This is a genomic window from Arcicella rigui, assembly GCF_034929435.1.
Taxonomy (GTDB): Bacteria; Bacteroidota; Bacteroidia; order Cytophagales; family Spirosomataceae; genus Arcicella; species Arcicella rigui.
Genome location: NZ_JAYFUM010000021.1, coordinates 98,124 through 123,881, shown reverse-complemented (window position 1 = coordinate 123,881; position 25,758 = coordinate 98,124). Strand labels below are relative to the sequence as shown.

Annotated in this window: 19 protein-coding genes; 9 read left to right on the top strand and 10 right to left on the bottom strand. The window is 36.5% G+C overall.

Annotated elements, in window-relative coordinates:
• Window positions 1–32: 32 nt before the first annotated feature.
• Complete coding sequence (gene gcvP / locus VB248_RS17210) at window positions 33–2,918, bottom strand: aminomethyl-transferring glycine dehydrogenase (RefSeq protein ID WP_323298050.1); 2,886 nt, start codon at window positions 2,916–2,918, stop codon at window positions 33–35.
• 310 nt (window positions 2,919–3,228) lie between these two features.
• Here gcvP and VB248_RS17205 point away from each other — a divergent pair, with 310 nt between their 5' ends.
• Window positions 3,229–4,293 (top strand): phosphotransferase family protein, encoded by a 1,065-nt coding sequence (locus tag VB248_RS17205; protein WP_323298049.1) that lies wholly within the window; start codon window positions 3,229–3,231, stop codon window positions 4,291–4,293.
• A gap of 84 nt (window positions 4,294–4,377) precedes the next feature.
• Here VB248_RS17205 and VB248_RS17200 read toward each other — a convergent pair whose 3' ends face one another.
• Together VB248_RS17200 and VB248_RS17195 are read right to left on the bottom strand one after the other, a co-directional pair.
• Entirely contained in the window at window positions 4,378–4,977 is a 600-nt protein-coding gene (locus VB248_RS17200; protein WP_323298048.1) for a HupE/UreJ family protein, read from the bottom strand.
• 153 nt (window positions 4,978–5,130) lie between these two features.
• Window positions 5,131–5,619 carry a hypothetical protein gene (locus tag VB248_RS17195; RefSeq protein ID WP_323298047.1) on the bottom strand — a complete coding sequence of 163 codons (489 nt, stop codon included), beginning with the start codon at window positions 5,617–5,619 and terminating at the stop codon, window positions 5,131–5,133.
• Window positions 5,620–5,755: 136 nt separating this feature from the next.
• Between VB248_RS17195 and VB248_RS17190 the strand changes: the two genes are divergently transcribed.
• The 7 genes from VB248_RS17190 (at window position 5,756) to VB248_RS17160 (ending at window position 16,085) form a co-directional block, all read left to right on the top strand.
• Window positions 5,756–6,862: an AAA family ATPase gene (locus VB248_RS17190; RefSeq protein WP_323298046.1), complete on the top strand. Its 1,107-nt coding sequence runs from the start codon at window positions 5,756–5,758 to the stop codon at window positions 6,860–6,862.
• 2 nt (window positions 6,863–6,864) lie between these two features.
• Entirely contained in the window at window positions 6,865–7,785 is a 921-nt protein-coding gene (locus VB248_RS17185; protein WP_323298045.1) for an HNH endonuclease family protein, read from the top strand.
• 54 nt (window positions 7,786–7,839) lie between these two features.
• Window positions 7,840–10,182 carry a M1 family metallopeptidase gene (locus VB248_RS17180; RefSeq protein WP_323298044.1) on the top strand — a complete coding sequence of 781 codons (2,343 nt, stop codon included), beginning with the start codon at window positions 7,840–7,842 and terminating at the stop codon, window positions 10,180–10,182.
• 134 nt (window positions 10,183–10,316) lie between these two features.
• Window positions 10,317–11,639 (top strand): DEAD/DEAH box helicase, encoded by a 1,323-nt coding sequence (locus VB248_RS17175; protein ID WP_323298043.1) that lies wholly within the window; start codon window positions 10,317–10,319, stop codon window positions 11,637–11,639.
• Window positions 11,640–11,722: 83 nt separating this feature from the next.
• Entirely contained in the window at window positions 11,723–13,186 is a 1,464-nt protein-coding gene (locus VB248_RS17170) for an AAA family ATPase (protein WP_323298042.1), read from the top strand.
• Window positions 13,187–13,199: 13 nt separating this feature from the next.
• A complete protein-coding gene (locus tag VB248_RS17165; RefSeq protein ID WP_323298041.1) occupies window positions 13,200–13,844 on the top strand; it encodes a hypothetical protein in 645 nt (214 codons plus the stop codon).
• A gap of 39 nt (window positions 13,845–13,883) precedes the next feature.
• Window positions 13,884–16,085: a B12-binding domain-containing radical SAM protein gene (locus VB248_RS17160; protein ID WP_323298040.1), complete on the top strand. Its 2,202-nt coding sequence runs from the start codon at window positions 13,884–13,886 to the stop codon at window positions 16,083–16,085.
• Between the two features lie 120 nt (window positions 16,086–16,205).
• Here VB248_RS17160 and VB248_RS17155 read toward each other — a convergent pair whose 3' ends face one another.
• From VB248_RS17155 to VB248_RS17130, 6 genes are all read right to left on the bottom strand, one after another.
• Window positions 16,206–17,237 (bottom strand): YheT family hydrolase, encoded by a 1,032-nt coding sequence (locus tag VB248_RS17155; RefSeq protein WP_323298039.1) that lies wholly within the window; start codon window positions 17,235–17,237, stop codon window positions 16,206–16,208.
• A gap of 13 nt (window positions 17,238–17,250) precedes the next feature.
• On the bottom strand, window positions 17,251–18,420 hold the full coding sequence (locus tag VB248_RS17150; protein WP_323298038.1) for a glutathionylspermidine synthase family protein: 1,170 nt from the start codon (window positions 18,418–18,420) through the stop codon (window positions 17,251–17,253).
• A 218-nt stretch (window positions 18,421–18,638) separates the two neighbouring features.
• Window positions 18,639–18,896 (bottom strand): VF530 family protein, encoded by a 258-nt coding sequence (locus tag VB248_RS17145; RefSeq protein WP_323298037.1) that lies wholly within the window; start codon window positions 18,894–18,896, stop codon window positions 18,639–18,641.
• A 147-nt stretch (window positions 18,897–19,043) separates the two neighbouring features.
• Window positions 19,044–19,967, bottom strand: a complete 924-nt coding sequence (locus tag VB248_RS17140) for a DUF4249 domain-containing protein (protein ID WP_323298036.1) — start codon at window positions 19,965–19,967, stop codon at window positions 19,044–19,046.
• A gap of 24 nt (window positions 19,968–19,991) precedes the next feature.
• Complete coding sequence (locus tag VB248_RS17135; RefSeq protein WP_323298035.1) at window positions 19,992–22,406, bottom strand: TonB-dependent receptor; 2,415 nt, start codon at window positions 22,404–22,406, stop codon at window positions 19,992–19,994.
• A 352-nt stretch (window positions 22,407–22,758) separates the two neighbouring features.
• Window positions 22,759–23,490 carry an LOG family protein gene (locus tag VB248_RS17130; RefSeq protein WP_323298034.1) on the bottom strand — a complete coding sequence of 244 codons (732 nt, stop codon included), beginning with the start codon at window positions 23,488–23,490 and terminating at the stop codon, window positions 22,759–22,761.
• Window positions 23,491–23,595: 105 nt separating this feature from the next.
• Here VB248_RS17130 and rpiB point away from each other — a divergent pair, with 105 nt between their 5' ends.
• On the top strand, window positions 23,596–24,036 hold the full coding sequence (rpiB, locus tag VB248_RS17125; RefSeq protein WP_323298033.1) for a ribose 5-phosphate isomerase B: 441 nt from the start codon (window positions 23,596–23,598) through the stop codon (window positions 24,034–24,036).
• 214 nt (window positions 24,037–24,250) lie between these two features.
• Here rpiB and VB248_RS17120 read toward each other — a convergent pair whose 3' ends face one another.
• The gene (locus VB248_RS17120) at window positions 24,251–25,657 is read right to left on the bottom strand and encodes a hypothetical protein (RefSeq protein ID WP_323298032.1); all 1,407 of its coding nucleotides are present in this window, start codon (window positions 25,655–25,657) and stop codon (window positions 24,251–24,253) included.
• Window positions 25,658–25,758 lie beyond the last annotated feature (101 nt).

Genomic DNA, 25,758 nt, shown 5'->3' with positions numbered 1-25,758 from the left:
ATAACTCACAGCTCAAGGCTCACTGCTTACAGCTAAGAAGCATACTCTTCAATTGGCAAACAGCTACAAACTAAGTTTCTATCACCAAAAGCAGAATCAATTCTTGAAACCGCTGGCCAGAATTTAGCAGCTTTTACGTAAGGAAGTGGGAAAACTGCTTTCTCACGAGAGTAAGGTCTGTTCCATTCTTCTGATAAAACTACTGATTGCGTATGCGGAGCGTGTTTTAAAACATTGTTTACTTTATCAGCAACACCGTTTTCTACTTCACGAATTTCTTCACGAATTGAAATCATGGCATCACAGAAACGGTCTAATTCTGCTTTAGATTCTGATTCTGTTGGTTCAATCATCAACGTTCCTGCTACTGGGAAAGAAAGCGTTGGAGCGTGGAAACCATAATCCATCAAACGTTTGGCAATGTCTTCTGCCTCGACACCTGCTGAAATTTTTAATGGACGACAATCCAAAATCATTTCATGGGCACAACGTCCTTCTGAACCTGTATAAAGTACTGGATAATGTCCTTCTAAACGTGCTTTGATATAATTGGCATTCAAAATGGCTGTTTCCGTAGCACGTCTTAAACCGTCACCGCCCATCATGGCAATATAAGCATAAGAAATAGTAAGGATTGAAGCCGAGCCAAATTGAGCCGCTGAAACCGCAGAAATACCTAATTCACCACCAGTATCTTTTACTACGGCATGACTTGGTAAGAAAGGTGCTAATTGTTTCGCCACACCAATTGGTCCCATTCCCGGACCACCACCACCGTGAGGAATACAGAATGTTTTATGAAGGTTTAAGTGACAAACGTCAGCACCGATTGTTGCAGGCGAAGTTAAACCTACTTGTGCGTTCATGTTTGCACCGTCCATATATACTTGTCCACCAAATTCGTGAATCATCGCACAAATTTCTTTGATTGATTCTTCAAAAACACCGTGTGTAGATGGGTACGTTACCATCAAACAAGAAAGGTTTTCAGCGTATTGTTCAGCTTTTTCTCTTAAATCTGCAAGGTCGATATTTCCATTTTCATCACATTTCGTAACCACTACTTTCATCCCTGCCATTACCGCCGACGCTGGATTAGTTCCGTGTGCCGACGATGGAATTAAAGCAATGTTTCTATGAGCATCGCCACGAGATTCGTGATAAGCACGAATGACCATCAAACCTGCATATTCGCCCTGAGCTCCAGAATTTGGTTGGAACGACATTGCCGAGAATCCAGTGATTTCGCAAAGCCATTCGTTCAAATCTTTAATCATTTGCAAATAGCCACTTACTTGATTTTTTGGAGCGAATGGATGAACATTGCCAAACTCTGCCCAAGTAACTGGAATCATTTCGGTTGTAGCATTCAATTTCATCGTACAAGAACCCAAAGCAATCATCGAATGAACCATTGATAAATCTTTGTTTTCTAATGCTTTCAAATAACGAAGCATTTCATGTTCTGAATGGTAGCTGTTGAAAACTGGATGCGTCAAGAAAGTAGAACTACGCTTGAGCGATTCAGGGAAAGCATAATCTACTTGGTCGAAAAGTGAAGATAATTCTACTTCTTTTCTACCGATTTTTTCAAAAATATAAATAATCGTTTCTACGTCTTCAACCGTGCAAGTTTCGTCTAACGAGATTCCGATGTAATTATAATCTTCATAATAACGGAAGTTCACGCCATTGGCTACGGCTTCCATTTTCAAACGTTTTTCGTTATCGCCTACTTTTACTTTGATGGTATCGAAGTATGAATCTGTTTCGATTTCATAACCCAATTTTTCTAAAGCTAAAGCGGTCAATTTCGTTAATCCGTGTACTCTTTCTGCAATGGCTTTCAAGCCTTCTGGCCCGTGATAAATCGCATAAGCCGAAGCCATTACTGATAATAATACTTGTGCTGTACAAATATTTGAAGTAGCTTTTTCACGACGAATATGCTGTTCACGAGTTTGTAAAGCCATTCTTAAAGCACGATTTCCTTCCGCATCAACCGATACGCCGATGATACGACCCGGAATCTGACGTTTGAAATCATCTTTCGTGGCAAAGAAAGCAGCGTGTGGTCCACCAAAGCCCATCGGAACGCCAAAACGCTGAGAAGTACCAATTACTACATCAGCACCCATTTCGCCCGGCGACTTCAATAAAGTAAGTGCCAACAAATCTGCCGCTACTACTACATTAATGCCTAATTCATGTGCCGAAGCAATGAGGTCGGTATAATCAAAAATCTGTCCATCAGTAGCAGGATATTGGAGTACTAAAGCATAGATTTCTTCTTGTGTTAAGTCAACCGTGCGGTGGTCGCCGATTAATACTTTGATTCCCAAAGGCAAAGCTCTGGTTTTAAGCACATCAATCGTTTGTGGATGACAGTGTTCTGAAACAAAAATCGTTTCTGATTTTTTCTTCAAACCTTTTCTTTGTCCGTGGAGCATCGTCATCGCTTCTGCCGCAGCCGTACCTTCGTCTAATAAAGAAGCGTTGGCGATTTCCATTCCAGTCAAATCCATGATCATGGTTTGGTAATTCAACAACATTTCTAAACGACCTTGAGCGATTTCCGCTTGATAAGGCGTGTAAGCAGTGTACCAAGCAGGGTTTTCAAGAATATTTCTTAAAATAACCGCTGGCGTATGAGTATCGTAATAGCCCATACCAATATGGGACTTGTAAGTGTCGTTCAATTGCGACAGTTTCTTGAAATCTTTCAAAAATTTGGCTTCTGATTTCGCCTGTGGAAGATTCAATGGACGGGGTAAATGAATGGCAGCAGGAACAGTTTGATTGATGAGTGTTTCGATAGAATCTACCCCAATAATATTAAGCATTGCTTGACGGTCAGCTACATTAGAATTGTTGTGACGATTCTCGAATTTTTCTTGATACTGAAAGTTTATTTTCATTTTTGGAAGGAAAGTAGTCTTTTTACTTTAATGATGTCGCAAATTTAATGATTATTTATTGGAAACACGAATGATAAATGTTGCTTGAATAAATTAACAATTAGGAATATGCTTGGATGAATACTCTGACAAACAGAGCGTTGAAGAAAATTGTTTTAAACCGAATTATGAACGAATTAATGAAAAGATAATCTTTGAATTGTACAAAAAGTGTTTTCTTCTTTTCTTAAAAAGTATAAGTATTAATATTTAAAGATAATGTTGAACTATGTAGTTTTTTCTATAAATTGTAAGAAAAACATCTCAACAAATGTCTGAAATTATCATCGACCAAGCCGCCCAAATTCGTGCGGGCGAAGAAATACATCTTGGCAAACTCTCTGCTTATTTAAGTAATCAAAAACTGAATATTGACGGTATTCTTGAGATAAAACAATTCCCCGGCGGTTTTTCAAATCTTACTTATTTATTGAAAACAACTCAAGCCGACTACGTTTTGCGTCGTCCGCCTGTGGGAGCAAGTATCAAATCTGCCCACGATATGTCCCGAGAATTTAAGGTTTTGTCCTTGCTCAAACCACATTACGACAAAGTACCTTCGGTGATACATTTCTGCGATGACGAAAGTATTATTGGCTCGCCTTTTTATTTAATGGAAAAAATTGAAGGCGTAATTTTCAGAGGAAAAGATGCCCAGAAAAATCTTTTGACAGAAGTACAAATGCGAAAATTGTCTGAAAACCTAATTGATAATTTGGCAAACTTACACCTTTTAGACATTGAAAAAACAGGATTGATTCAACTCGGGAAACCAGAAGGTTACGTTCGCCGACAAGTAGAAGGTTGGATTCAGCGTTATGAAAAAGCCAAAACCGCAGAAGTACCACAAATGGAAGAAATTGCTACATGGCTTCAACAAAATTTCCCGAAAGAACAGCCACCAGCCTTTTTACATAATGATTATAAGTACGATAATGTGTTGCTGAATCCACAAAACCTAACAGAAATTATGGCAGTATTGGACTGGGAAATGGCAACAGTCGGCGACCCGCTGATGGATTTAGGAGCAAGTCTCGCGTATTGGAGCGAAGCCAAAGATGGCGATTTTCTGAAATCTTTCAATATTACTTGGCTCGAAGGAAACCTCAGCAGACAAGAAGTAGTAGAAAGATACGCTTTGAAAACTGGGCGAGATGTATCGCAAATACTTTTTTATTACGTTTTTGGTTTATACAAAAACATCGTGATTATGCAACAAATTTATGCACGCTGGAAAGCAGGCATTAGCAAAGACGCACGTTTTGGGAAACTGATTTTTGGCATAGAAGAATTACAAAAAATGGCAACTAAGGCACTCAGTAACACTGGTTTTTAACCAGTAGGTAAATAGAAAAAACTTATAGCGGTAGCTTTTGCAGTTACCGCTACATGATAATTTCGGAATGAAATTTTTATAAAATTAAGCCTTCAAAAATTCAGCACTAAAGATGAGTGTAAGCGAAATACCTGCCACCGCACTTGAGAGAATCAAATTCCAATCATGTTTTTTAACATTGAGTAAATCCAACATCAAAGAACTAAGCAATAACGAAGCCGCTACAATCAGGAGTTGACCAACTTCCAAACCCAAATTAAAAGAAAGAAGCGGTTGCCAGATACTTTCCTCTTTGCCCAATAAACTTCTCAGGTAATTTGAAAAGCCCATTCCATGAATGAGTCCAAAAATCATTGCCATTGGATAACGAAGCGAAGAAGATTGTTCTTTTTGAGACGAGCGTTCGGCAGATTTATGAAAAAGATTGATGATACAAGTGAAGAAGATAGTGATAGGAATCAGGAACTCGATGAATTTTGTACTATAAGTGATTAATTGAAGGGTAGCTAAGGCAAGCGTAAGGGAGTGTCCAATCGTAAAAGCGGTGACTAAATAAGCTACCTTTTTAAGGTCTTTCAGTCGGAAGATGGCACACAGGGCTACTACAAACAGTATATGGTCGTAGCCATTAACATCGGTAATATGTTGAAAACCGAGTTGAAAAAAAGTGAAAAAATCAGACATTTTGTAAGAATTTAAGAGAATATTATAGTGGTTTTTATAAAAAAAGCGTCAAGAACTTTCTCATTTTTGAAGAATAAGAAAATTCTTAACGCTACAATTTTACAAAAAAATATTGAAAATGCTCTTAAAGTCTGTGCTAATTCGGGATATGGACTACACCTGATGAGCGAAAACAGACGTTTCTTCTGTTTTCATAAACGATAAATCAATTTTCACTTGAGGCAATAATTCATCTTCCAACAATCTTGCCCATTCGTTCATATACAAAACTACGTCAGCCCGCACATTATGGCGTAATTCATAACGCTTCTCCACAGGAATTCTATCCAATACTCTTTTATCAGAAAGGCGTTCCAAGTTTTGCAAATCACTTGTTGTTAAACCATAATTCAGTAAATCAGCGATGAGTAAATCCATAGGCAAACCACTTGTAGGGCAAAACTCTTCTACCTGTTCACGCCAGTCACCACGTCCTTGCATCGCAAATTGGTGGATTTCTGCTTTGGTAAGTTTAGTAAGTTCCTGAGCTAAATTTCCGCAATTACAACTACCCATGTGTCCCCATTGATAAGCTGCACCCTTCGCCAACTTCTCAGCCGTTCTACGAAGAGCATTGATTAATTCTGCATTTGCGTGTGCCATGTTGATATGTTTTTAATTTTGTTAAAATCTATTCTAAGATAAACAATTTCTAATGCGAGGATAACCTATCGTACAAGAAATTTGTTTTAGACTTGCTTTTAAATTTGTAATTTCGGTAAAACAAAAATCTATAACCATGCTACCAATCGCATTAAAATCATTTCATATTAAAAATTACAGAGGAATTATTGATACACAAATTGATAATATTCCTGATAATACACAATGGATTTTTTTAACAGGTGAAAATGGATTTGGAAAGACTTCGGTTTTGCAGGCTTTGGCTCAAGGTTTTTTGCCTTCTAAATTTTTACAAGAAAATAAAGTCGTTTACACTCATAATAGTTTCCCTTTTGAAAATGGTAACTCTCCTTTTCTTAACTTAAAAGAAGGAAAAACAGAGGCAGTTTTTAAAAAATCAATAGTAGGATATGGCTCTGCAAGACTGAAATCAAGTGATGATGAAAAAGATGTCTTACAGTATGGCGGATATTCCTCATTATTTTCTACAACAACATTGTTTAGGATGGATATGTTATTTAAAAATTGGTATAAGGAATATCCAGAAGGAAAACAGAGGTTAGAACTTATTTTTAAAACATTACTACCGAATGTAAACTCAATTGAAGTAGAATTTAATAACACGAACAAACTATTAGAGGTAAAGTATTATGAAAAAGATGGAGAAGGTTATAGTTATAACGAAGGTGTTCCTTTTGACCAATTAGCGGCTGGTTACAGAAATATTATCGGTATGATTGGGGATATGATATTTAGACTTTCCTTAGAACAAGATGTTGAAGACTACAAAGATTTAGAAGGCATTGTCCTAATCGACGAAATAGAACTACATCTGCACCCCAAATACCAAAAACTATTTGTAGAGAAACTCACGGAATTATTTCCTAAAATTCAGTTTATTGTTTCAACCCATAGTCCAATTCCTTTGTTGGGAGCACCCAAAAATTCTGTCATTATCAATGTTTCCCGAACAAAAGAAGAAGGCATCAAAGCTGAATTATTAGATATAGACTTTAGTGTACTTACACCCAATACGATTTTAAGCTCGCCAATTTTTGGTTTTCAAGACTTAATTCCTGATAGTAAAAGCAATGATAAGATGATTAGGACGGAGGATACTTATAAAGAAGTATTATTTCACGACCAGTTAGATAAACAGATAGATGAGTTTTTGACCGAAGAAAATAAACAAGAATTGTTAGACCTATTAAAAGTGAAATAACAATGCGGAAAGTAGTTAAAGACTTAGAAAACATACCTACACCATTGGTCAGTCAAGATGCTATTGATAGTTTACAAACCATTATTGACACAAAAGATAAAGACTTTATTAAATCTGATATTTATAGAGGAAAATATCTTAAAACAGACGGAAGTAAAGGAGATGCTGTGGTAGAAAAATTGGATGAAATCTATCATGGGAAATGTGCCTATTGTGAAGAACGAACTTCAATTTACATTGAACATTATCGCCCAAAAGGTAGAGTAATAAAGACTAATCATGGAGGATATTATTGGTTATGTTATGAATGGACAAACCTACTACCCACTTGCCATGAATGCAATAAAATTGGTGGAGGTAAAGCAGACCAATTTCCTGTAAAGAATAAACATTTCACGTTTGAAGACTGTAATACAAATCAAAAGTTAGATGCTGCCAAAGTAAAAGCTACTTATTTAAACCAACATGAAGCTCCTTTTTTACTTCATCCAGAAATAGATGAACCCAAAAATTTTTTGGCTTTTGAAATAGAGCCAAATAAAAAAGGGATTTTAATGCTAGGACTTGATGGAATAAATGGAAGAGGATTTAGTACAGTTAATATTTGTAATCTGAATCGTACACCTCTTTTATTGAACAGATTAGACTATATAAATGACTTTGTAAGTAATAGTATCAAAAAGATATTAGGAAAATATTCCAAAGGGAGTATTTCAAAAGAAATATTCAAGGCAGAAATGAAAGAACTTTTTGAAGATTTAGACAAAGGAAAAGCAGATGCTACAAAAACGTTTACGCTACTAAGGTGGTTTGTAATGGAAAGTATTGAAAATTTCCAAAAACTTGTCATTCCGAATTTACCAATAAAAGAGCAAGAAATTGTCCTTGCTTATTTCCAAGCCTATAAAAATGGCGATTTGTAAGTTTTTTCACTAAATTCGTACAGTAAATCTATTCACTTCAATCTAAAAATCAACATGAGAGGTAGCTTAAAGCTCATTACTGGTTTGTTGGTTGCTGCTTGTTCACAAATGGCAACGGCTCAACAAGCACCCACCAACCCTTACAATGGCAACAAACGTTTTGAACAATTAGAAACAATTTTGCCTACTCCAAACACTTATCGTACTGCTTCGGGTAGCCCCGGAAAAGAATATTGGCAACAACGTGCTGATTATGACATCAAAGCGGAATTGGATGATGTAGAACGCAAAATTACGGGTACTGAAACCATTACTTATTACAACCAATCACCTGATGAATTGCCGTACTTATGGTTACAATTAGACCAAAATTTATTTAAAAAAGATGCTATCGGAGCAAATACAAGAACTGGTGGAATTGCAGGGCAAGCGTCTTTCCAACAATTCAAGGATTTAACTGATACAAAACAGTATGGGTACAATATTTTATCGGTGAAAGATGCCAAAGGAAATCCTTTGAAGCATACAATTAACCATACGATGATGAGAATTGATTTGCCTACTCCTTTAAAATCAGGGGCTTCGGTTTCGTTCTCTATCGACTGGAATTATTTAATTACTGAATATTACGGTCGTTCGGGTTATGAGTTTTTTGCCAAAGATGGTAATGTAAATTACTTCATCGCTCACTGGTTTCCACGCATGGCGGTTTACAATGACGTTTACGGCTGGCAACACAAACAGTTTTTAGGTCAAGGTGAATTTACCCTTACTTTCGGAAACTATAAAGTGGCTTTAACTGTACCAAACGACCACGTGGTAGGTGCTTCGGGAGAATTACAAAACCCTGCACAAGTACTTTCGGCTGAACAATTAAAACGTTTGGAAAAAGCAAAAACTGCTACTCGTCCAGTGTTAATTGTTTCGCAAGAAGAAGCTGAAAAGGCTGAAAAAGGCAAACCAACAGGCAAGAAAACTTGGATTTTCAAAGCGGATAATGTTCGTGACTTTGCTTTTGCAAGTTCTCGTAAATTTATTTGGGATGCCATGCAAGTAGATGTTGAAGGCAAAAAAGTGTGGGCGATGTCTTTATATCCAAAAGAAGGAAACCCACTTTGGGGACAATACTCTACGATGGTGGTAGCTCATACGCTTCGTTCGTATTCAAAACATACCGTAGCATATCCTTATCCTGTGGCATATTCTTGTCATTCTACTTCGGGTGGCGGTATGGAGTATCCAATGATTTCATTCAACGGTGGTCGCCCAGAAGCTGATGGTACTTATTCTGAACAAGTAAAAGCTGGTATGATTGGCGTAATTATTCACGAGGTTGGTCATAACTTCTTCCCTATGATTATCAACTCAGACGAGCGTCAATGGTCATGGATGGACGAAGGTTTGAATACTTTCTGTCAGTATTTAGCAGAACAAGAATGGGATAGAGATTTCCCTTCTCGCCGTGGCGAAGCTCAGTACATTGTTCCTTACATGAAAACTGACCCAACGCAACAAGTACCTATTATGACGAACTCAGAAAATATCATGGCTTTTGGTCCGAATGCTTATGCAAAACCAGCCACAGCTTTGAATATTTTGCGTGAAACAGTAATGGGACGTGAATTATTCGACCATGCTTTCAAAGAGTACGCTCGTCGTTGGGCATTCAAACAGCCTTATCCTGCGGATTTCTTCCGTACTATGGAAGATGCTTCTGGCGTTGACTTAGACTGGTTCTGGAAAGGTTGGTTCTATGGTGTTGAGCCTGTAAACCAATCACTTGAAACCGTAGAATGGTTTGGTATTGATAACGTTGACCCTGTGGCAAAAAGCGAAGCAGCTAAAAAAGAAGCAGAAGCAAAACGCCAAACGATGAGTAACATTCGTAACAAAACTGATATTCCGAAAACAGTAGTAGAAGAAAATCCAGACATGAGAGACTTTTATAACTCTTACGACCGTTTTGCTACTTCTGAAGCTGATAAAAAGAAATTTGAGCAAACAATGGCTTCACTTTCGGAAGACGAAAAGAAATTGGTGAATTCAAACAAAAACTTCTACGTATTGAATGTAAAAAATAAAGGAGGTTTACCAATGCCTGTAATTGTAAAAGCAAATTACGAAGACGGAACAAGCGAAGTTTTCAGATACCCTGCTGAAATCTGGCGTTTGAACGACAAGGAAATTAAAAAGGTAATTCCTACTGATAAAAAAGTAAGTAAATGGACATTAGACCCATTCTTGGAAATTGCTGATATCGAAACAGAAGACAATGTTTTCCCAAGAGAACCAGAGCAACCAAGTCGTTTCCAAGTATTCAAAGCACAGCGTCAGCCACAGCCAAACCCAATGCAACAACAGCAAAAAGCTGGTGCTGTACAAGGAGCTAAAAACTAAGACGCATAGTATTAATATAGATTTGCAAGCGACTCAATGATATTTCGTTGAGTCGCTTTTTTTATGTGCCATCCATTTCTTTTTGCTTTTGATACTTCCCCAATTAAACAGATATTTTGTTTTACCTTTGTAATATGGAAAGTAATCAAACAACAGCACAAATCCTTCAAAATTTAGGGATTGACACTTTAAATCCGATGCAAGAGGCGGCTCAGAAAGCCATCTTAAACGATAGAAATGTACTTTTAGTTTCGCCAACGGGTTCAGGAAAAACCATTGGTTTTTTATTGCCTATTTTACAATTATTAAAACCCGATGTACCTTTTGTACAATGTTTAATTCTTACGCCTTCTCGTGAATTGGCTTCACAAATCGAACAAGTTTGGAAGAAAATGTCCACAGGTTATAAAGTAAATGTATGCTATGGCGGGCATGATGTGGCTACTGAAATCAAAAATCTAAGCAATCCGCCAGCAGTACTTATTGGTACACCCGGACGAATTGCCGACCATATTACTCGTAGGTCATTTAACTTGGATGGAATCAAAACTTTGGTATTGGATGAATTTGACAAATCTCTCGACCTTGGTTTTCACGACCAAATGTCGTTTATCATTGGCGGTTTACGCAAACTCAACAAAAGAGTATTGGTTTCTGCGACCAAAGGCATCAAAATTCCAGATTTTACAGGCGTTTCTTCGCCAACTTTATTGAATTTTATTCCAGAAGATAAAGTAGCCGAAGGCTTGGTAATGAAAGTGGTGATTTCAGAACAAAAAGATAAAATAGACGCTTTATTTAATTTGATTTGTTCATTAAATTCAGAATCTGCTATCATTTTCCTGAACCACAGAGAGGCCGCAGAACGTACTTGTGAATTGTTACAAGAAATGGGCATTTATGCGATTTTCTATCATGGTGGAATGGATCAAGATGACCGAGAACGTGCTTTGATTCAGTTCAGAAATGGGAGTGTTCGTTACTTAGTTACAACAGATTTGGCTGCTCGTGGTTTGGATATTCCAGAAATGAAGCACGTAATTCATTATCATTTGCCATTACAAGCACATGAATTTATTCATAGAAACGGTAGAACCGCACGTATGAATGCAGAAGGAACATCGTACTTGATTTTTCATCGCAACGAACATCGTCCAGCTTATGTAGAAGATAATTTAGAAGAATTGGAAGTTGCAGAAAACCTTCCATTGCCAAAAGCTCCAGAGTTTTTAACGATTTACATTAGTGGAGGAAAGAAAAACAAGTTGAATAAAGTTGACATTGTAGGTTTTTTCTCGCAAAAAGGCAAACTCGAAAAAGGCGATTTAGGACTGATAGAAGTAAAAGATTTCACTTCATTCGCTGCCGTAAAAAAAGAAAAAGTAAAAGAATTACTCCAGACCATTCGTGATGAAAAAATGAAAGGAAAGAAGTATAAAATTGAAGTGGCGAGATAGGTTTTTGTAGGTAGTAGTGAGATGAGAATATATTATAAATGACTAACTTTCATTAAGTATTCCATTCGTTTAAAACTAAAATTATGATAATCAGAATTAAAATAAATGGCTTTAAGAGTTTAATAGATACTGAATTATATTTTGGTCCATTCACTTGTATCGCTGGAGCTAATGCAATAGGGAAATCTAATTTCTTTGATGCTCTGAGTTTTCTTTCTAAACTTTCAGATAATACGACACTTTTTGCTGCTAAAACAGTTAGAAGTGAAAGTCAAAAACACGCTAATATTAAAGATATTTTTTTTAGAAATGGTGAAGAGTATCTTGATAAAATGTCTTTTGAAGTAGATATGATTGTACCTTCTGAGGCAGAAGATGACTTAGGACAAGTAGCTAAAGCAACAATTACAAGCTTACGTTATACACTTATATTAAAACTAAATGATGAATTAAGCGAAAAAGAACCTATTGAAATTGTCAAAGAAGAGTTGTCGCCTATAACTTTAGGAGATACAAAAAAAATGCTTCATTTTGACCCGAGTAAAGAATGGGTAGCTTCTGTTTTGGCAGGAAGACGTTCAACCAGTATTCCTTTTATTTCAACAGATGGAGAGATAATAAAACTGCATTCTGATACTAATATGAAAAAAAGAGGAGGACGAACTACTGAATTTATTGCACAAAAAATGCCAAGAACCTTACTTTCAACGGTCACAGCAGAGTCGCCGACAGCCTTTTTAGCTCGCCAAGAAATGCGTAATTGGATGATGTTGCAATTTGAACCAAGTGCTTTAAGACAACCGAATTCTATATATGAAGTAAAAAATGCTGAAATCACAGCGAATGGACATAATCTCCCAGCAACTTTATACAGATTACAGTCAGATAAAAAAGATATTGATATTTATCAAAGACTGACTAATAAATTGAAAGAATTAGTAGAAGATGTTAATGAAATTACTGTTGACAAAGATGAAAAGAGAGATTTGCTAACGCTCCAATTAGGATTCAAAAATGGACTTTTACTACCTGCTCAATCACTTTCAGATGGCACTTTAAGATTTCTTGGTCTTGCAGTAATTGAGCAAGATAGTATGAGTAGTGGACTGATTTGCTTAGAAGAACCTGAAAATGGGATTAACCCTAAAAAGGTTCATGAAATGGTGGAATTACTTAAAGGTATGGCAACTGATACCGAGTATGAAGTAGGAGATGATAATCCATTAAGACAAGTAATCATTAACACACATTCGCCAATTGTAGTAAGTACTGTCCCAGATGAAAGCCTTTATTTGGCGAAAAGTAAGGAGTGTATTATTGAGAGTTTTTCTAAGAAAGTAAAAAGAACAGGCTTTTCAGCACTGAAAAATACGTGGAAAACAAATAATGGATTAGTAGAAGAAACAACTTTAGGTGAAATAACCTCATACCTTGATAAAAGTTATGATACCTCTAATGGTCATGAAGAAGTAATGCTAAGTAATTCTAAGGAAAAAAGAAAATTCACAGTAGCAGAGAATATTCAACAATTAAAATTGGAGTTTTAAGCCTTTTTAGAACATGAGAGAATTAAGATTCACACTCATTGCTGATGGTAGTTCAGATGCTACACTTATGCGTATTATCCAGTGGTCGATGGATGATTTGTATCCAAATTGTATCAATACTGGTGTTTTTGCTGATTTTAGAAGTTTACAAAAACCTCCTAAAAATTTAAAAGATAAAATAAGAGATGCTTATCATTACTATCCATTTGATATTCTTTTCGTTCATCGAGATGCCGAATCTACTGATACTAAACAGATATTAGATTTCAGAGTTGTTGAAGTAATGAAGCAGTTAAGTGACGAAGAAAAAGAAAAAACTGTATGCGTAGTTCCAGTTAAAATGATGGAAGCATGGTTGCTTTTCAATACTGAAGCAATTAAAAAGGCAGCAGGAAACAGGAATTATAATAAAAATATAAATCTACCTTCTATTAATAAGATAGAAAAAGAAAAACAGCCCAAAGAGTTACTTCATAATCTCTTAAAGGAAGTTAGCGGTCTTAAAGGTAGAAATTTACAAAAGTTTAATGTTAATCAAGCTGTTCATCTTGTAGCCGAATATATCGAGGATTTTAGCCCATTAAGAAATCTCGAAGCCTTCAACAGGTTTGAAGAAGATTTGAAAATAACCATATCGAATTTTTTAGAAAAGAGATAAAGTCAAAGCTTCTGATTATCTCCTAAATATCCCCTAATCTTGAACACTCAAAAAGTCTTTTTAATAACCCCTCCATTTACGCAACTGAATACGCCGTATCCAGCTACGGCTTATATCAAGGGGTTCTTGAATACTAAAAATATACTCTCCTATCAGGCTGATTTGGGAATTGAAGTAATTTTGAGCCTTTTTTCTAAAGAAGGACTTCTGAATTTATTTGCCCAAATTGAAAGTCAGGAATCAGAATTATCAGATAACGCCAAAAGAATTGTAGCTCTCAAAGAACATTATATTCATACCATTGATGCGGTGATGCTTTTCTTACAAGGCAAAAATCCTACTTTATCGCATCTGATTTGTCAGGAAGATTTTTTGCCAGAAGCCAGTCGCTTTGCTCAATTAGAAGAATTGGATTGGGCTTTCGGAACGATGGGAACACAAGACAAAGCCAAGCACCTCGCTACGCTTTATCTTGAAGATATTTCTGACCTTATCGTCGAGTGCGTCGATTCTCATTTTGGCTTTAGTCGCTACGCCGAGCGTTTGGGACGTTCTGCCAATAGTTTTGATGAATTGTATGAAGCTTTATCTCAAGATTATACTTTTATTGATGAATTACTCATCAAGATTTTAGTTGCTAAAATGCAGGAAGTAAATCCTACTTTGGTGGCAATTACTGTTCCTTTTCCAGGCAATTTATACAGTGCTTTTCGTTGTGGACAATGGATTAAAAAACATTTTCCAGCAGTAAAAGTAGCAATGGGCGGAGGTTTTCCGAATACAGAATTACGGTCACTTTCTGATGAAAGAGTATTTGAGTTTTTTGATTTTATCACTTTAGATGATGGTGAAGCTCCGCTCGAAAATTTGCTTGAACATTTGGAGGGAAAGCGAAAACTGGAAGAACTAAAACGTACTTTTACTTTGGTCGAAAACCAAGTAAAATACATCAATAATAGCCAAACGCACGATTATAAACAGTCGGCAGTAGGTACGCCAGATTATGCTGATTTGCCTTTAGACCAATACATTTCTGTGATTGAAATTGTGAATCCGATGCACAGAATGTGGAGTGATGGGCGTTGGAATAAGCTCACGATGGCTCATGGCTGCTATTGGGGAAAATGTACTTTTTGTGATATTTCTTTAGATTATATCAAACTGTATGAACCGATTTCTGCCAAAATTCTTTGTGATAGAATGGAAGAAATGATGGCTCAAACGGGACAAAATGGTTTTCATTTTGTGGATGAAGCCGCACCGCCTGCTTTGATGCGTTCCTTGGCTTTGGAGATTCTTAGAAGAAAATTGACTGTTACTTGGTGGACAAATATTCGTTTTGAAAAAAGTTTTACCGCAGACTTATGTTTGTTACTGAAAGCATCGGGATGTATAGCCGTTTCTGGCGGATTGGAAGTAGCTTCTGACAGACTTTTGGAATTGATTCAAAAAGGTGTAACCGTTGCACAAGTAGCCAGAGTGACTCTCAATTTTACCGAGGCAGGAATTATGGTACATTCATATTTGATGTACGGATTTCCCACACAAACGGCTCAGGAAACGATTGATTCTTTGGAAATGGTACGCCAAATGTTTGAATTGGGCATTTTACAATCGGGCTTTTGGCATCAGTTTGCGATGACGGCTCACAGTCCCGTCGGGATGTATCCAGAGCAATTTAAAGTACAAAAAGAAAGTGCTAAAATTGGTACTTTTGCCAATAACGATATTTTTCACCTCGACCCAACGGGAACAGACCATAGTTTGTTTAGTGATGGATTGAAGAAATCACTCTTTAATTTCATGCACGGCATTGGCTTCGATATGAACCTGAGCCAGTGGTTTGACTTTAAAGTACCAAAAACAAAAATTCCAAGAAATTATATTGAGCAAGCCATCAATCGGGAAGATGATTATAGTTTAAAGCCAAACAGTAAAATCGTTTGGTTGGGAACAAAACCTTTTACGAAACTGATTACGAAAAATCAAAAAGGGAGAGTATTGAATCTGCTCAACTTATCTTTTCACGATAAAAAAGAAAGTTTTAACATTTCGGTAGAACAAAAACAGGGCGAATGGCTGGTTGAAATTTTGAAAGAAATTTCTGTTTCAAATAACAAAGTTTATACTTTCCAAGAAGTAAAAACGCATTACGAAAAAGCTGGATTGGAAGACTTTGAATTATTCTGGTTCAATAAACCCGTGAATACTTTGCAGGATTTTGGTTTGTTGACTTTATAACTCATACCGAGATAAAATACTTATGCTGTAAGCCATAGGCTATATGCAATAGTTTAAAATTTTCTCAAAAGAGAAATAAATGGACTATTGCATACAGCCTATGGCTGAAAGGTTCAAAGATTATACTACAATTTTATTCTGTACAAACTCAATCATTCGCTTGTCGCCGTAGTACAAACTGTCGGCATTTGAAAGATAAAAACCGCAATGTCCTCCATAATTTGGATACTCTGAATAAATATAATCGGAGTCTTTTGCTACTTCCAACATCGCACAACTTTCTGATAAAACTGGGTCGTTTTTAGCATTTAAAATCAAAGATGGTACTCTGATTTTTGGCACATAAGGAGCAGCCGCACATTGTTCATAATACTCTTCGGCATCTTTCATTCCATGAAGTGGAGCAATATAATAATTGGTAAAATCGTCTAAGAATTTATATTTTTCAAATTCTTTAAACATTTGGCTATCAATAAGTTCCCATCTATTTTTCAGAAATTTCAAAAGTTTACTTTTGAATCTTTCAGCATAAAACCCAGATTTTCCCATGGCATCCACGCTTCCTTGTAAATCTGTCGGGGACGAAATGCCAATGATTTTTTTGATTTCTTTCGGAATATCTACACCTTTTTCACCTGCATATTTTAGTGAAATGTTTGCTCCTTTGCTATAACCAACCAAAGCGATTTCTTCATAAGTACCTTTCGATAAAGCATGATTAATCACGGCTTCTAAGTCGTCGCTTCCACCATGAATGGTGATGCGTTCCAAGCGATTGTTTACGCCACTGAGTCCACGATGATTCCATGCCAAAGCATCCCAACCGATAGCATTGAAGGCCTTAACGCCACCCAGTAAATAGGGGCGAGAGCTATTCCCCAAAAAGCCATGTGAAAGTATTGCCAAAGATTTACTTGCCAGAACGGTAGCAGGCTGTGCCGCAGTTTTTTTCTTTTTTGATTTTGGAGGATTGGGAGGCGTACTGCCTGCAAACGACCAATCTAAATCCAAAAAATCACCATCCCAAAGTTCTATTCTTTCTCGTTTGTATTGGATACCCGTTACTTTTCTAAGCGTACTTGGGTAAATGGTTGAAAAATGAGCATCTTTCCAGATGTGCGAAGGTTTATAACAAGTTTGAATAATGGGCATTGTTGACAATTTTTTATGCTACAATATGCCCACAAAATTGAGCAGTATTGTCGATGATTTTTCCTCCTTTTCTAAAACCTAAACCACAAGCTTCACCTGCAAAAAATACGCCTGCTTGATAATAATTACCTTGGGGGTCGCTCAAAAATTCGGTGAATTCTTGATAAACTGAGGCTTGTTCAAAATATTCTCCTTCTTTGGCTTCAATGGTATTTCCAACTTCAGAAAGGATTTTTACATTAGCTCCTTCTCTGCCGAAAAGTACTTTTTGTACGCAAGTTTTGTTCGCCAAAGGTTTGTTGTCTGTTGCCAACAACAAAGGATGATTGGGGAATAATTGCCAAAGTATTTTTAAAATTCCTTTCGATTGAAAAAGCAAAGTATAAGCAGGATTTAGAATAATTACTTTTTTATCGTAAACCAATTTTGTGAGTATTTCTGTCAATTCGGGTTCGTCCCAACCAATGTATTCCCAAGGAACGAGCTTAAACCAGAAATCGTATCTCGTAAAGCTACCATCATACTCACTTTGTTTGAAAATACCTTCAAGCGGCGAAAATTCTACATTTTCTATGTTTTCAAAAGCTACTTCAAAACCTGCTTCCAAGGCTGCTTCGCCCAGTACTTGCATATTGGTATCGTCTTCCGGAAATCCTTCCATCGTAGATATTAGCAAAGTAGGCGTAAGTACCGGATTTTGGCGTTTTACTTCTTTTAGTTGTTCAACCAAAGCTTCATATAAAGTATTGAATTGTGAACTTTCATCTAAGCCATTGGCTTTTAGCGAAGCCCATTGCACCACGGCTGTTTCTGGAATGCAAGTGGCAGTATCGGCATTAAATTCAATTAATTTGATGGGTTTTCCATCTAAGCCACCGCTCAAGTCGAAGCGACCGTAAAGATGCCAGTGATTATCATTTTCCCAAGAATACTTGACCAATTTTACAAGGTTCTGCGGAATGCCCAGTTCCTCAAAAAGTTCATTTTCAACTACGTATTGAGCCGCCTCAATATACATTTCATACAATTGATTAACGGCATTAAAGTAATTTTCAGCTTCTTGTTCAGAAACAATAATCATTTCATCAGTAATATAAGGCAATGTGTTTTCGCCAAGCATCCATTCCCAACCAGCATTTTGTAGCGTTTGTGTAGGTGAAATATTGAGTTTTTTGAGATTCATCGTAAATAGCCGTAAGTTTTAGTTACTTTTTTTGCTATGTGTTTTTGTAATAACGAAGGAGTGGCGTTTTGATTTCGTCCACGTGATTGTCTTTTTGTAATTTTCAATTACTGAATTTTGTCGGTGTCTGTCATTAAAATGTAAAGTCATCGCTACAATAGCGATGACTTTACAAAATTGTACTTTATTTATCAAATTTAAAAAGATTTGAAGATTTTTTAAGTATTAGCCTTTGAAGCCTTTTCTGCTTTGGCAATATCTCTCAAACTTTTCAAATACAAAAGCTCTACTTTCGTTCTTGCCCAAGGCGTTTTTCTTAAAAAAGATAAACTTGATTTTACGTTTGGGTCGTAATTAAAGCAACGAATATTAATTAACTCACCTAATTTTTGCCAACCGTAATAAGCCACTAAATGGTTCACGATATTTTCTAAGGTTACTCCATGCAATGGATTATTTTTTTGTTTGGTTTCCATATTTTTATTTTTTGGTTGGTAGTCGGCTATCGGATGTCTGCTTTCGGTAATAGTAAAAACAACACAAAGCTAATATTATAGTCAATAGCCGAGAACCGCAATCCGAAAGCTGGCTACTAACAGCCAAAGCCATATTATTCCACAAATCTAATCATTAAATTCAGCTACTGCTTTATTTTTATCAATGGTTACTTCCAATGACGTTACGGCAGAAGTACCAAACCAGCCTGCTGCTTTTTTGCTTGAGTTCGGATTGGTATTTATCACATTACAAGGAATTCGGGCAGATGGCGTTGCAAACAAACCTGTGTTATTGAGTTCGGTGCGTAGCTGTGTCCAGAAATCAAAATGAGCTTCTGTAATGGAATTGAGTTCAACTTTTACTTTATCGTTTTCTTGATACAATTCTGGGCTGATAGCACGGCGAAGTGGTAAAATAAACATCAGACCGTCGCCTACTTTACTTTTGTTGGCGATGGCATCATAAGCAATAACGATATTTTCTGCTCCACTGAAAAGTTTTCCATTTTTATAAACTTTAATGCGGTAACAATCGCCAACTCCTACAAAATCGTTGGCATAAAAATTAGCTTCGTAGCCTTCTTTAGGTTTGTCGTCGCCTGTTTGATTTGGCGATGGACTATCTTCGTATTTATAGACAATCGAATCAATTTTAGGTACTCTTCTCAATTCTGATATAGCCTTAAATGTTTCGCCAGCACTGGTAACTTGCAGGGTATAAGTATTACCAATTTTACCCATGATGTCGTTGGCTGAACTTGGTGTCCATTTATAAATTCCTTGATTTTGCGTGTCCTTAAACTCATATACTTTACCCGTATTGTCGGTTACTTTCACAACGGCGTTGGTAATAGCTTTGGGCATATCGCTACTTAATAAAGCTTGCGATTCACTAAGTTTAATAATTTGTTCGCCAGCTTGGTCAGTAATTGTACCTTCTACCACCAAGTACTTTTCTGTTTCTGGAACGTCTAACTGAATAACATCTTCACAACTCATTAAAGATAAACCGAGTAGTAAAGAACCTATATGTTTGATGAATGATTTCATAATTGATAATCGTTGAAACTGATTTTAGAATTTGAAATTATAGGTAATGGCTGGAATAAATGAACCAATGATTGACAATCGTACAGCTTCGTTTTGTACTAATCCTACGCCTTGTTGTACACCAGTTCCCGTAACGGTCTGGTCTTTTGGTTGTGTATAAATCGAGAATGGATTTCTACGATTGTATAAGTTATACACAGAAAATACCCATTCAGATTCGCCTTTGCCAAAGAGTGCTTTTTTGTTCTTTTTTGTAGCCGAAATATCCAAACGGTGATACGACGGGACTCTTACGTTTCCTCTAACACCATTGTCTGTAATTCCAAAAGCCAATCCTTCGTAATAGCCCTGAGCTTTGCCCAAAGAGTAAGGAACACCCGTGATAAAGGCAAAATTACCGCCGAAGCTCCATTTTTTATTCAATTCGTATTGTGCTACTACATTCAGTGTATGTGTACGGTCGTAGCGATTCAGATACCAATTGCCATTGTTCAAGCCTTCAACTTTACGTTCGGTACGAGCCAAAGTATAACTTACCCAACCCGTAAGTTTACCTTTGTTTTTCTTACCGTATAATTCCAAACCGTAGGCACGTCCTTTTCCGAACATCAAGTCTTTTTCAAATTCAGGGTTCAAGAATAAATCTGCACGGTCGGCGTAGTCAATTTGGTTTTGTAATTCTTTGTAATAAATTTCTACCGATGTTTCGTAAGCATTATTATTTAGATTTTTAAAGAAACCTAAAGCCACTTGGTCGATTAATTGAGGTTTGATATTGTTGGTACTTGAAGTCCAAACATCCAGAGGCGTAGAGGCTGCCGTGTTCGACATCAAGTGAATGTACTGAGCCATGCGGTTGTAACTTGCTTTAAACGAACTGTTTTCGCCTGTTTCTAATTTCAGACTGAATCTTGGTTCAAAGTTTTGGTACGTCTGCAATACTTTATTTTTGTTGTTGGCTTTTGTAAGGATGTCGTAGCCCGAAGGAAATTCATCCGAAATGCCCACTTTGAAACGCTCGTAATAAAAATCTTCTTTACTGGTATAATCGTATCTTGAAAAACGAACGCCATATTGTAAAGAAAGCTTTGAAGATACTTTCATTTCATTACCCACATAAGCCGAGTACTCTACGGCATTTTTAGGAGCAGAACCAAAAGTACGAACATCGCCATTTGAACTTGCCGAAGCAGAACCCGGCGTAAAGTCATAATTCAAAATTTGTCCACCAAAAGTTAAAGTATTTTCTGGATTGATATAATAAGTAAAGTCAGGCTTGAAACTTAGGTTTTCGATGTTTGAAGTCCATCTGAAAGCATTGTTTGGGCGTTTGTTTTCTAAGTCTGAATCCAGCAAATAGTCGTAATTACTATAAAAAGCCGTAGAGTTCAAGAATAATTTCGAGCTAAATACATGATTCCAACGAGCCGAAAGAGTACTGTTTCCCCAATTGAAACCAAACTGATTTCCGAATACATCTCTACCAAAGTATCCCGATAAAAACACAGTATTATTTTGGTCGATATTATAATTTACTTTGGCAGTTAAATCATAAAAATTGAATTTTGAGTTGGCGTTGTCGCCTGTCAAAAATGGTTTTGCCAGAATATCAATGTATGAACGACGAGCCGCAACGATAAACGAAGCCTTATCTTTTACAATCGGGGCTTCGATAGAAATACGGCTAAAAATTGCTCCAATACCGCCATTGATTTCTAATTTTTTTGCATTTCCTTCTTTCATTCTTACATCCAAAATAGATGCACCACGTCCGCCGTATTGGGCAGGAATACCGCCTTTGATGAGTTTTACGTCTTTTACAGCATCAGGATTGAAAATAGAGAAAAACCCAAAAAGGTGAGAAGAGTTGTACACTGGAGCGTCATCTAAGAGAATTAAGTTTTGGTCAACGCTACCGCCACGAACATTGAAGCCACTTGCTCCTTCACCAACGGTTGAAACGCCCGGCAACAATTGAATAGCACGCACCAAATCTACTTCACCCAACAAAGCAGGAATTTTTTTGATGGTTTTCATTTCTACTTTATTGACCGACATTTCCACTTTTTGAACGTTGTCGTCTTCTCTTTTGGCAGAAACAATTACTTCCGCCAATTCTTGACCGTCTTCTTGTACTTCAACATTCAGCGTAACATTTTGGTCATTTAGTTTTACTTCTTTGATTGATTTTCGGTAACCGACCGAGCTAATAACAAGTGTGTATTTTCCTTTTGGTAAAGTCAGCGAGTAAAAACCATAAGTATTGGTAGTTGTACCTGTTAGTAATTCTTTTACAAAAACAGAAGCTCCGATGAGTCCTTCGCCATTTTTGTTATCTTTTATATACCCACTCACCGTAAGCTTGTCGGCTTGAGCGAACACACCCAGTGGCAAGAAAAGAATTAACACAAGTAAGGATTTAGGAATAAGGTTTTTCATAAATTAAAAATTTTGAATGAAATTGGGATTACTAAAAATAAGAACCTGAAAAGACTCATTTAGTTATGAATTGTAAATAAATAAGGAAGATTGTTTTGGAAATTTGAGCATGATTTTACTGAAATAATTTATTTTGATGTGATAATTGCTTACTCATTTTATGCTAAAAACTTCGAGAAGTATTAGAATTGTACAAATTTACTTTAGTTATTGCTGAACCAAACAAAAGTATGTGATGAATGGTAGTTTTTTTCTTTGACAGTTGAAAACTATTCGCCCCCTATCAAAGACAAAGCCAAGCTTTCTAAAGTGATAGAAGGCTTGGCTTTGTAATGCCAACAAACGCAGCTTACTAAAAGTTGGGTTTTAGTAAGTATTTGCCATAAAAATCATCAATTACTTTCACAGCATCAGTCGGGTTATCTACCAAAGACACTAAATCTAAATCATCTGGACTGATTGTGCCTTCTGAAATCATGGTTTCTTTAATCCATTCAAATAAGCCACCCCAGTATTTTTTTCCAACCAAAACCACAGGAAAGCGACCAATTTTTTGTGTTTGCATCAAAGTGATTGATTCAAACATTTCATCTAAAGTACCAAAACCACCCGGCATGATAATAAAACCCTGCGAGTACTTCACAAACATTACTTTTCTTACAAAAAAGTACTCGAAGTCGATACTTTTGTCACGGTCGATGTAGTCGTTTGGTTTTTGTTCAAAAGGCAATTCAATGTTCAATCCAACAGATTTGCCACCTTGCAGTTTAGCTCCTTTGTTGCCCGCTTCCATAATTCCCGGCCCGCCACCCGTAATAACTCCGTAGCCATGACGGACTAATTTTGAAGCAATTTCCTCAGCCATCTGATAATAAGGACTATCAGGCTTGGTGCGTGCCGAACCAAAAATAGAAACACAAGGGCCAATTTTTGCCAATTTGTCGATGCCTTCTACAAACTCAGCCATGATTTTGAAAGTTCTCCAAGATTCTTCCGAGTGAATTTCAGCCCAAGTGTGGTCGGTAAATGCCTTTTTTATTTTTTCATCATACGTTCTTTGTTTTTCATTTTCTCTCTCTGCCATAGCTTTAAATTTTCGTTTTAAATATTATAATAGTCCGTACATTTGTCAATGAATAGGTTGAAGTAACGAAAAAAATCGTTTGATATTTAAAATACATAAATTTTTATGGAATTTATTAAAAAAATCGCCATCGGTGGCGACCACGCAGGGTTTGAATACAAAACCGAATTGATTAAATATTTAAGTGCTGAGGGCTATGAAGTACAAGATTTTGGGCCATACAGCAATGCCTCTTGCGACTACGCAGACTTTGCACATCCCTTAGCTTCGTCGGTAGAAAGCAAAGAAAATACTTTTGGTATTTTGTTGTGCGGAAGTGCCAATGGCGTAGCCATTACTGCCAATAAACACCAAGGAATCCGTGCAGGTTTGGCTTGGAATGCAGAAGTTTCTTCATTGGTTCGTTTGCACAACGATGCCAACGTTTTATGTATTCCTGCTCGTTTTGTTACTTTAGAAGAAGCAATTGAAATTACAAAGATATTTTTAACAACAGCATTTGAAGGTGGAAGACACCAATTGAGAGTCAATAAAATTCCTTGTTAAGTTGTGATTTGTAATTAGTGATTAGATTTTCATAATGTAATGATGCAGCATTAAATTAATTGTATTGCTTTAGGAAATAGGCAGTAAGCAAAATACTTTTTATCCTAAAAAAATAAATATTTTGCCTTTCGCCTAAAGCTTACAGCTAACTGCACTAATTAATACTTATTACCAAATAAAAAGCTCGTATGAAATTCCTTCACACGAGCTTTTTTTATTTTTGTTCCAAAGCATAAATTCCTTTTCCGACTGGGTGATACTTTCTTGCCAAAGCAGGAATTCGCTTGAATAATTTTGGCGTGAGATTTACTTTGTCGATGATAATTTCTGGAGCATCTTTCTCGAAATTCCTAAGAATACTTATCACGTTATCGTAATTATCTAAATTCTCTAATTCATATTTTGCCAAACTCCAGTTGATATAAGGCGTAGCTACATAATTATTTTTGTACTCTTCCATACCTTCGCCCAAAACTAAAATTTTCTTATTCTGAATTGCTGCATCTTCGTCTTCCTCTTTTAATTTCAGATTTTTCAATTGTACCAGCGTCTCTACGCCTTTGAAATATACCGCTTGGTAGTGAATCAATAATACTCCAGCGAATAAGAGTAAACAAATGATTTCGGCAAGCCAAGCTTTTTTGTAATTATTAAAATAACTAACCGTAAAAAAAGCAAAAGGTGGCACAAAAATAATAAACTGCATAGGAGCTAAAAAGGGCATTAAACCAATAGAAACAATCCCCGTAATGCCCCAGAGCATCATTACTTGTTGGCATCGTACTTGGTAGTTATTGAAACCAACGGCATTTACCAAGCGTAAAAAGCCAAAAATGCCAAAGCCCATTGGCAATAATAAAGTAGCCAATAAAGTACGGAAATCATTCAAGTTATACTGTCTGATTTGAATTACCGAAGAAATAAAATTGCGGTAAAATGCTTCGTAAGTACCATTTAAGTAAAAAAACAAAGCCGTAAGAAGCAAAGGAAATAAAAAACCAAAAATTGAAAGTGAGTGCTGGCGGAGGTTTGCACCACTAAAAAATAGGAGAGAAGCCGTTGCCCACAAAATAAAAATCCCCGTTGGTGGATACAATAGCGTGGCAATTCCGATAAAAAAACCAATCTCAAAAACTTCATCCGTAGCCTCTAATCTACTCATCTGTTTTACCAAAGTACCAAACGCCAACAGTACAAAAGTAGTAGCCATCAGCACAGGCGAAAGCGTACAGCAGTCGAACGAAATATTCATAAATAACAAGTAAAACAAACCGGGCAGATAATTTCTTTTTACGAAAATATCTCGATTGTTTACCATTATTGTAAAGTACAAAGTTTGGAAATAAGTAACCAACAGGGCAATAATTTGATAAGCCGCTTGCGAACGCCCAAAAATACCATCCACCCCAGCATATACCAAAGACGACAAAGGAGCGGTATTATCCCAAATATCAGAATACATCACAAAACCTTTATTAATTTGTTCGCCGACCAACATCCACTGTAATTCTGGAATTAATTGGGGTAATCCTACCAAATACACAGGCATTCGGATAAGGATGAGTAAAATCAACAAACTAAAAATTTGGTAAACAGCGTTTACTCTAAAGAAACTAAGCATAATGCAGTAAGGTATTCAAGTTTTTTACGAATTTACGGTGAATCCAAGAATTATTCCGAAATTTGTGAGATTATTGAAAAGATAGCCCTTCCAAACTCGGT

Coding starts and splice junctions, on each gene's coding strand:
- gcvP (WP_323298050.1), bottom strand. CDS start 2,918: ATGAAAATAAACTTTCAGTATCAAGAAAAATTCGAGAATCGTCACAAC.
- VB248_RS17205 (WP_323298049.1), top strand. CDS start 3,229: ATGTCTGAAATTATCATCGACCAAGCCGCCCAAATTCGTGCGGGCGAA.
- VB248_RS17200 (WP_323298048.1), bottom strand. CDS start 4,977: ATGTCTGATTTTTTCACTTTTTTTCAACTCGGTTTTCAACATATTACC.
- VB248_RS17195 (WP_323298047.1), bottom strand. CDS start 5,619: ATGGCACACGCAAATGCAGAATTAATCAATGCTCTTCGTAGAACGGCT.
- VB248_RS17190 (WP_323298046.1), top strand. CDS start 5,756: ATGCTACCAATCGCATTAAAATCATTTCATATTAAAAATTACAGAGGA.
- VB248_RS17185 (WP_323298045.1), top strand. CDS start 6,865: ATGCGGAAAGTAGTTAAAGACTTAGAAAACATACCTACACCATTGGTC.
- VB248_RS17180 (WP_323298044.1), top strand. CDS start 7,840: ATGAGAGGTAGCTTAAAGCTCATTACTGGTTTGTTGGTTGCTGCTTGT.
- VB248_RS17175 (WP_323298043.1), top strand. CDS start 10,317: ATGGAAAGTAATCAAACAACAGCACAAATCCTTCAAAATTTAGGGATT.
- VB248_RS17170 (WP_323298042.1), top strand. CDS start 11,723: ATGATAATCAGAATTAAAATAAATGGCTTTAAGAGTTTAATAGATACT.
- VB248_RS17165 (WP_323298041.1), top strand. CDS start 13,200: ATGAGAGAATTAAGATTCACACTCATTGCTGATGGTAGTTCAGATGCT.
- VB248_RS17155 (WP_323298039.1), bottom strand. CDS start 17,237: ATGCCCATTATTCAAACTTGTTATAAACCTTCGCACATCTGGAAAGAT.
- VB248_RS17150 (WP_323298038.1), bottom strand. CDS start 18,420: ATGAATCTCAAAAAACTCAATATTTCACCTACACAAACGCTACAAAAT.
- VB248_RS17145 (WP_323298037.1), bottom strand. CDS start 18,896: ATGGAAACCAAACAAAAAAATAATCCATTGCATGGAGTAACCTTAGAA.
- VB248_RS17140 (WP_323298036.1), bottom strand. CDS start 19,967: ATGAAATCATTCATCAAACATATAGGTTCTTTACTACTCGGTTTATCT.
- VB248_RS17135 (WP_323298035.1), bottom strand. CDS start 22,406: ATGAAAAACCTTATTCCTAAATCCTTACTTGTGTTAATTCTTTTCTTG.
- VB248_RS17130 (WP_323298034.1), bottom strand. CDS start 23,490: ATGGCAGAGAGAGAAAATGAAAAACAAAGAACGTATGATGAAAAAATA.
- rpiB (WP_323298033.1), top strand. CDS start 23,596: ATGGAATTTATTAAAAAAATCGCCATCGGTGGCGACCACGCAGGGTTT.
- VB248_RS17120 (WP_323298032.1), bottom strand. CDS start 25,657: ATGCTTAGTTTCTTTAGAGTAAACGCTGTTTACCAAATTTTTAGTTTG.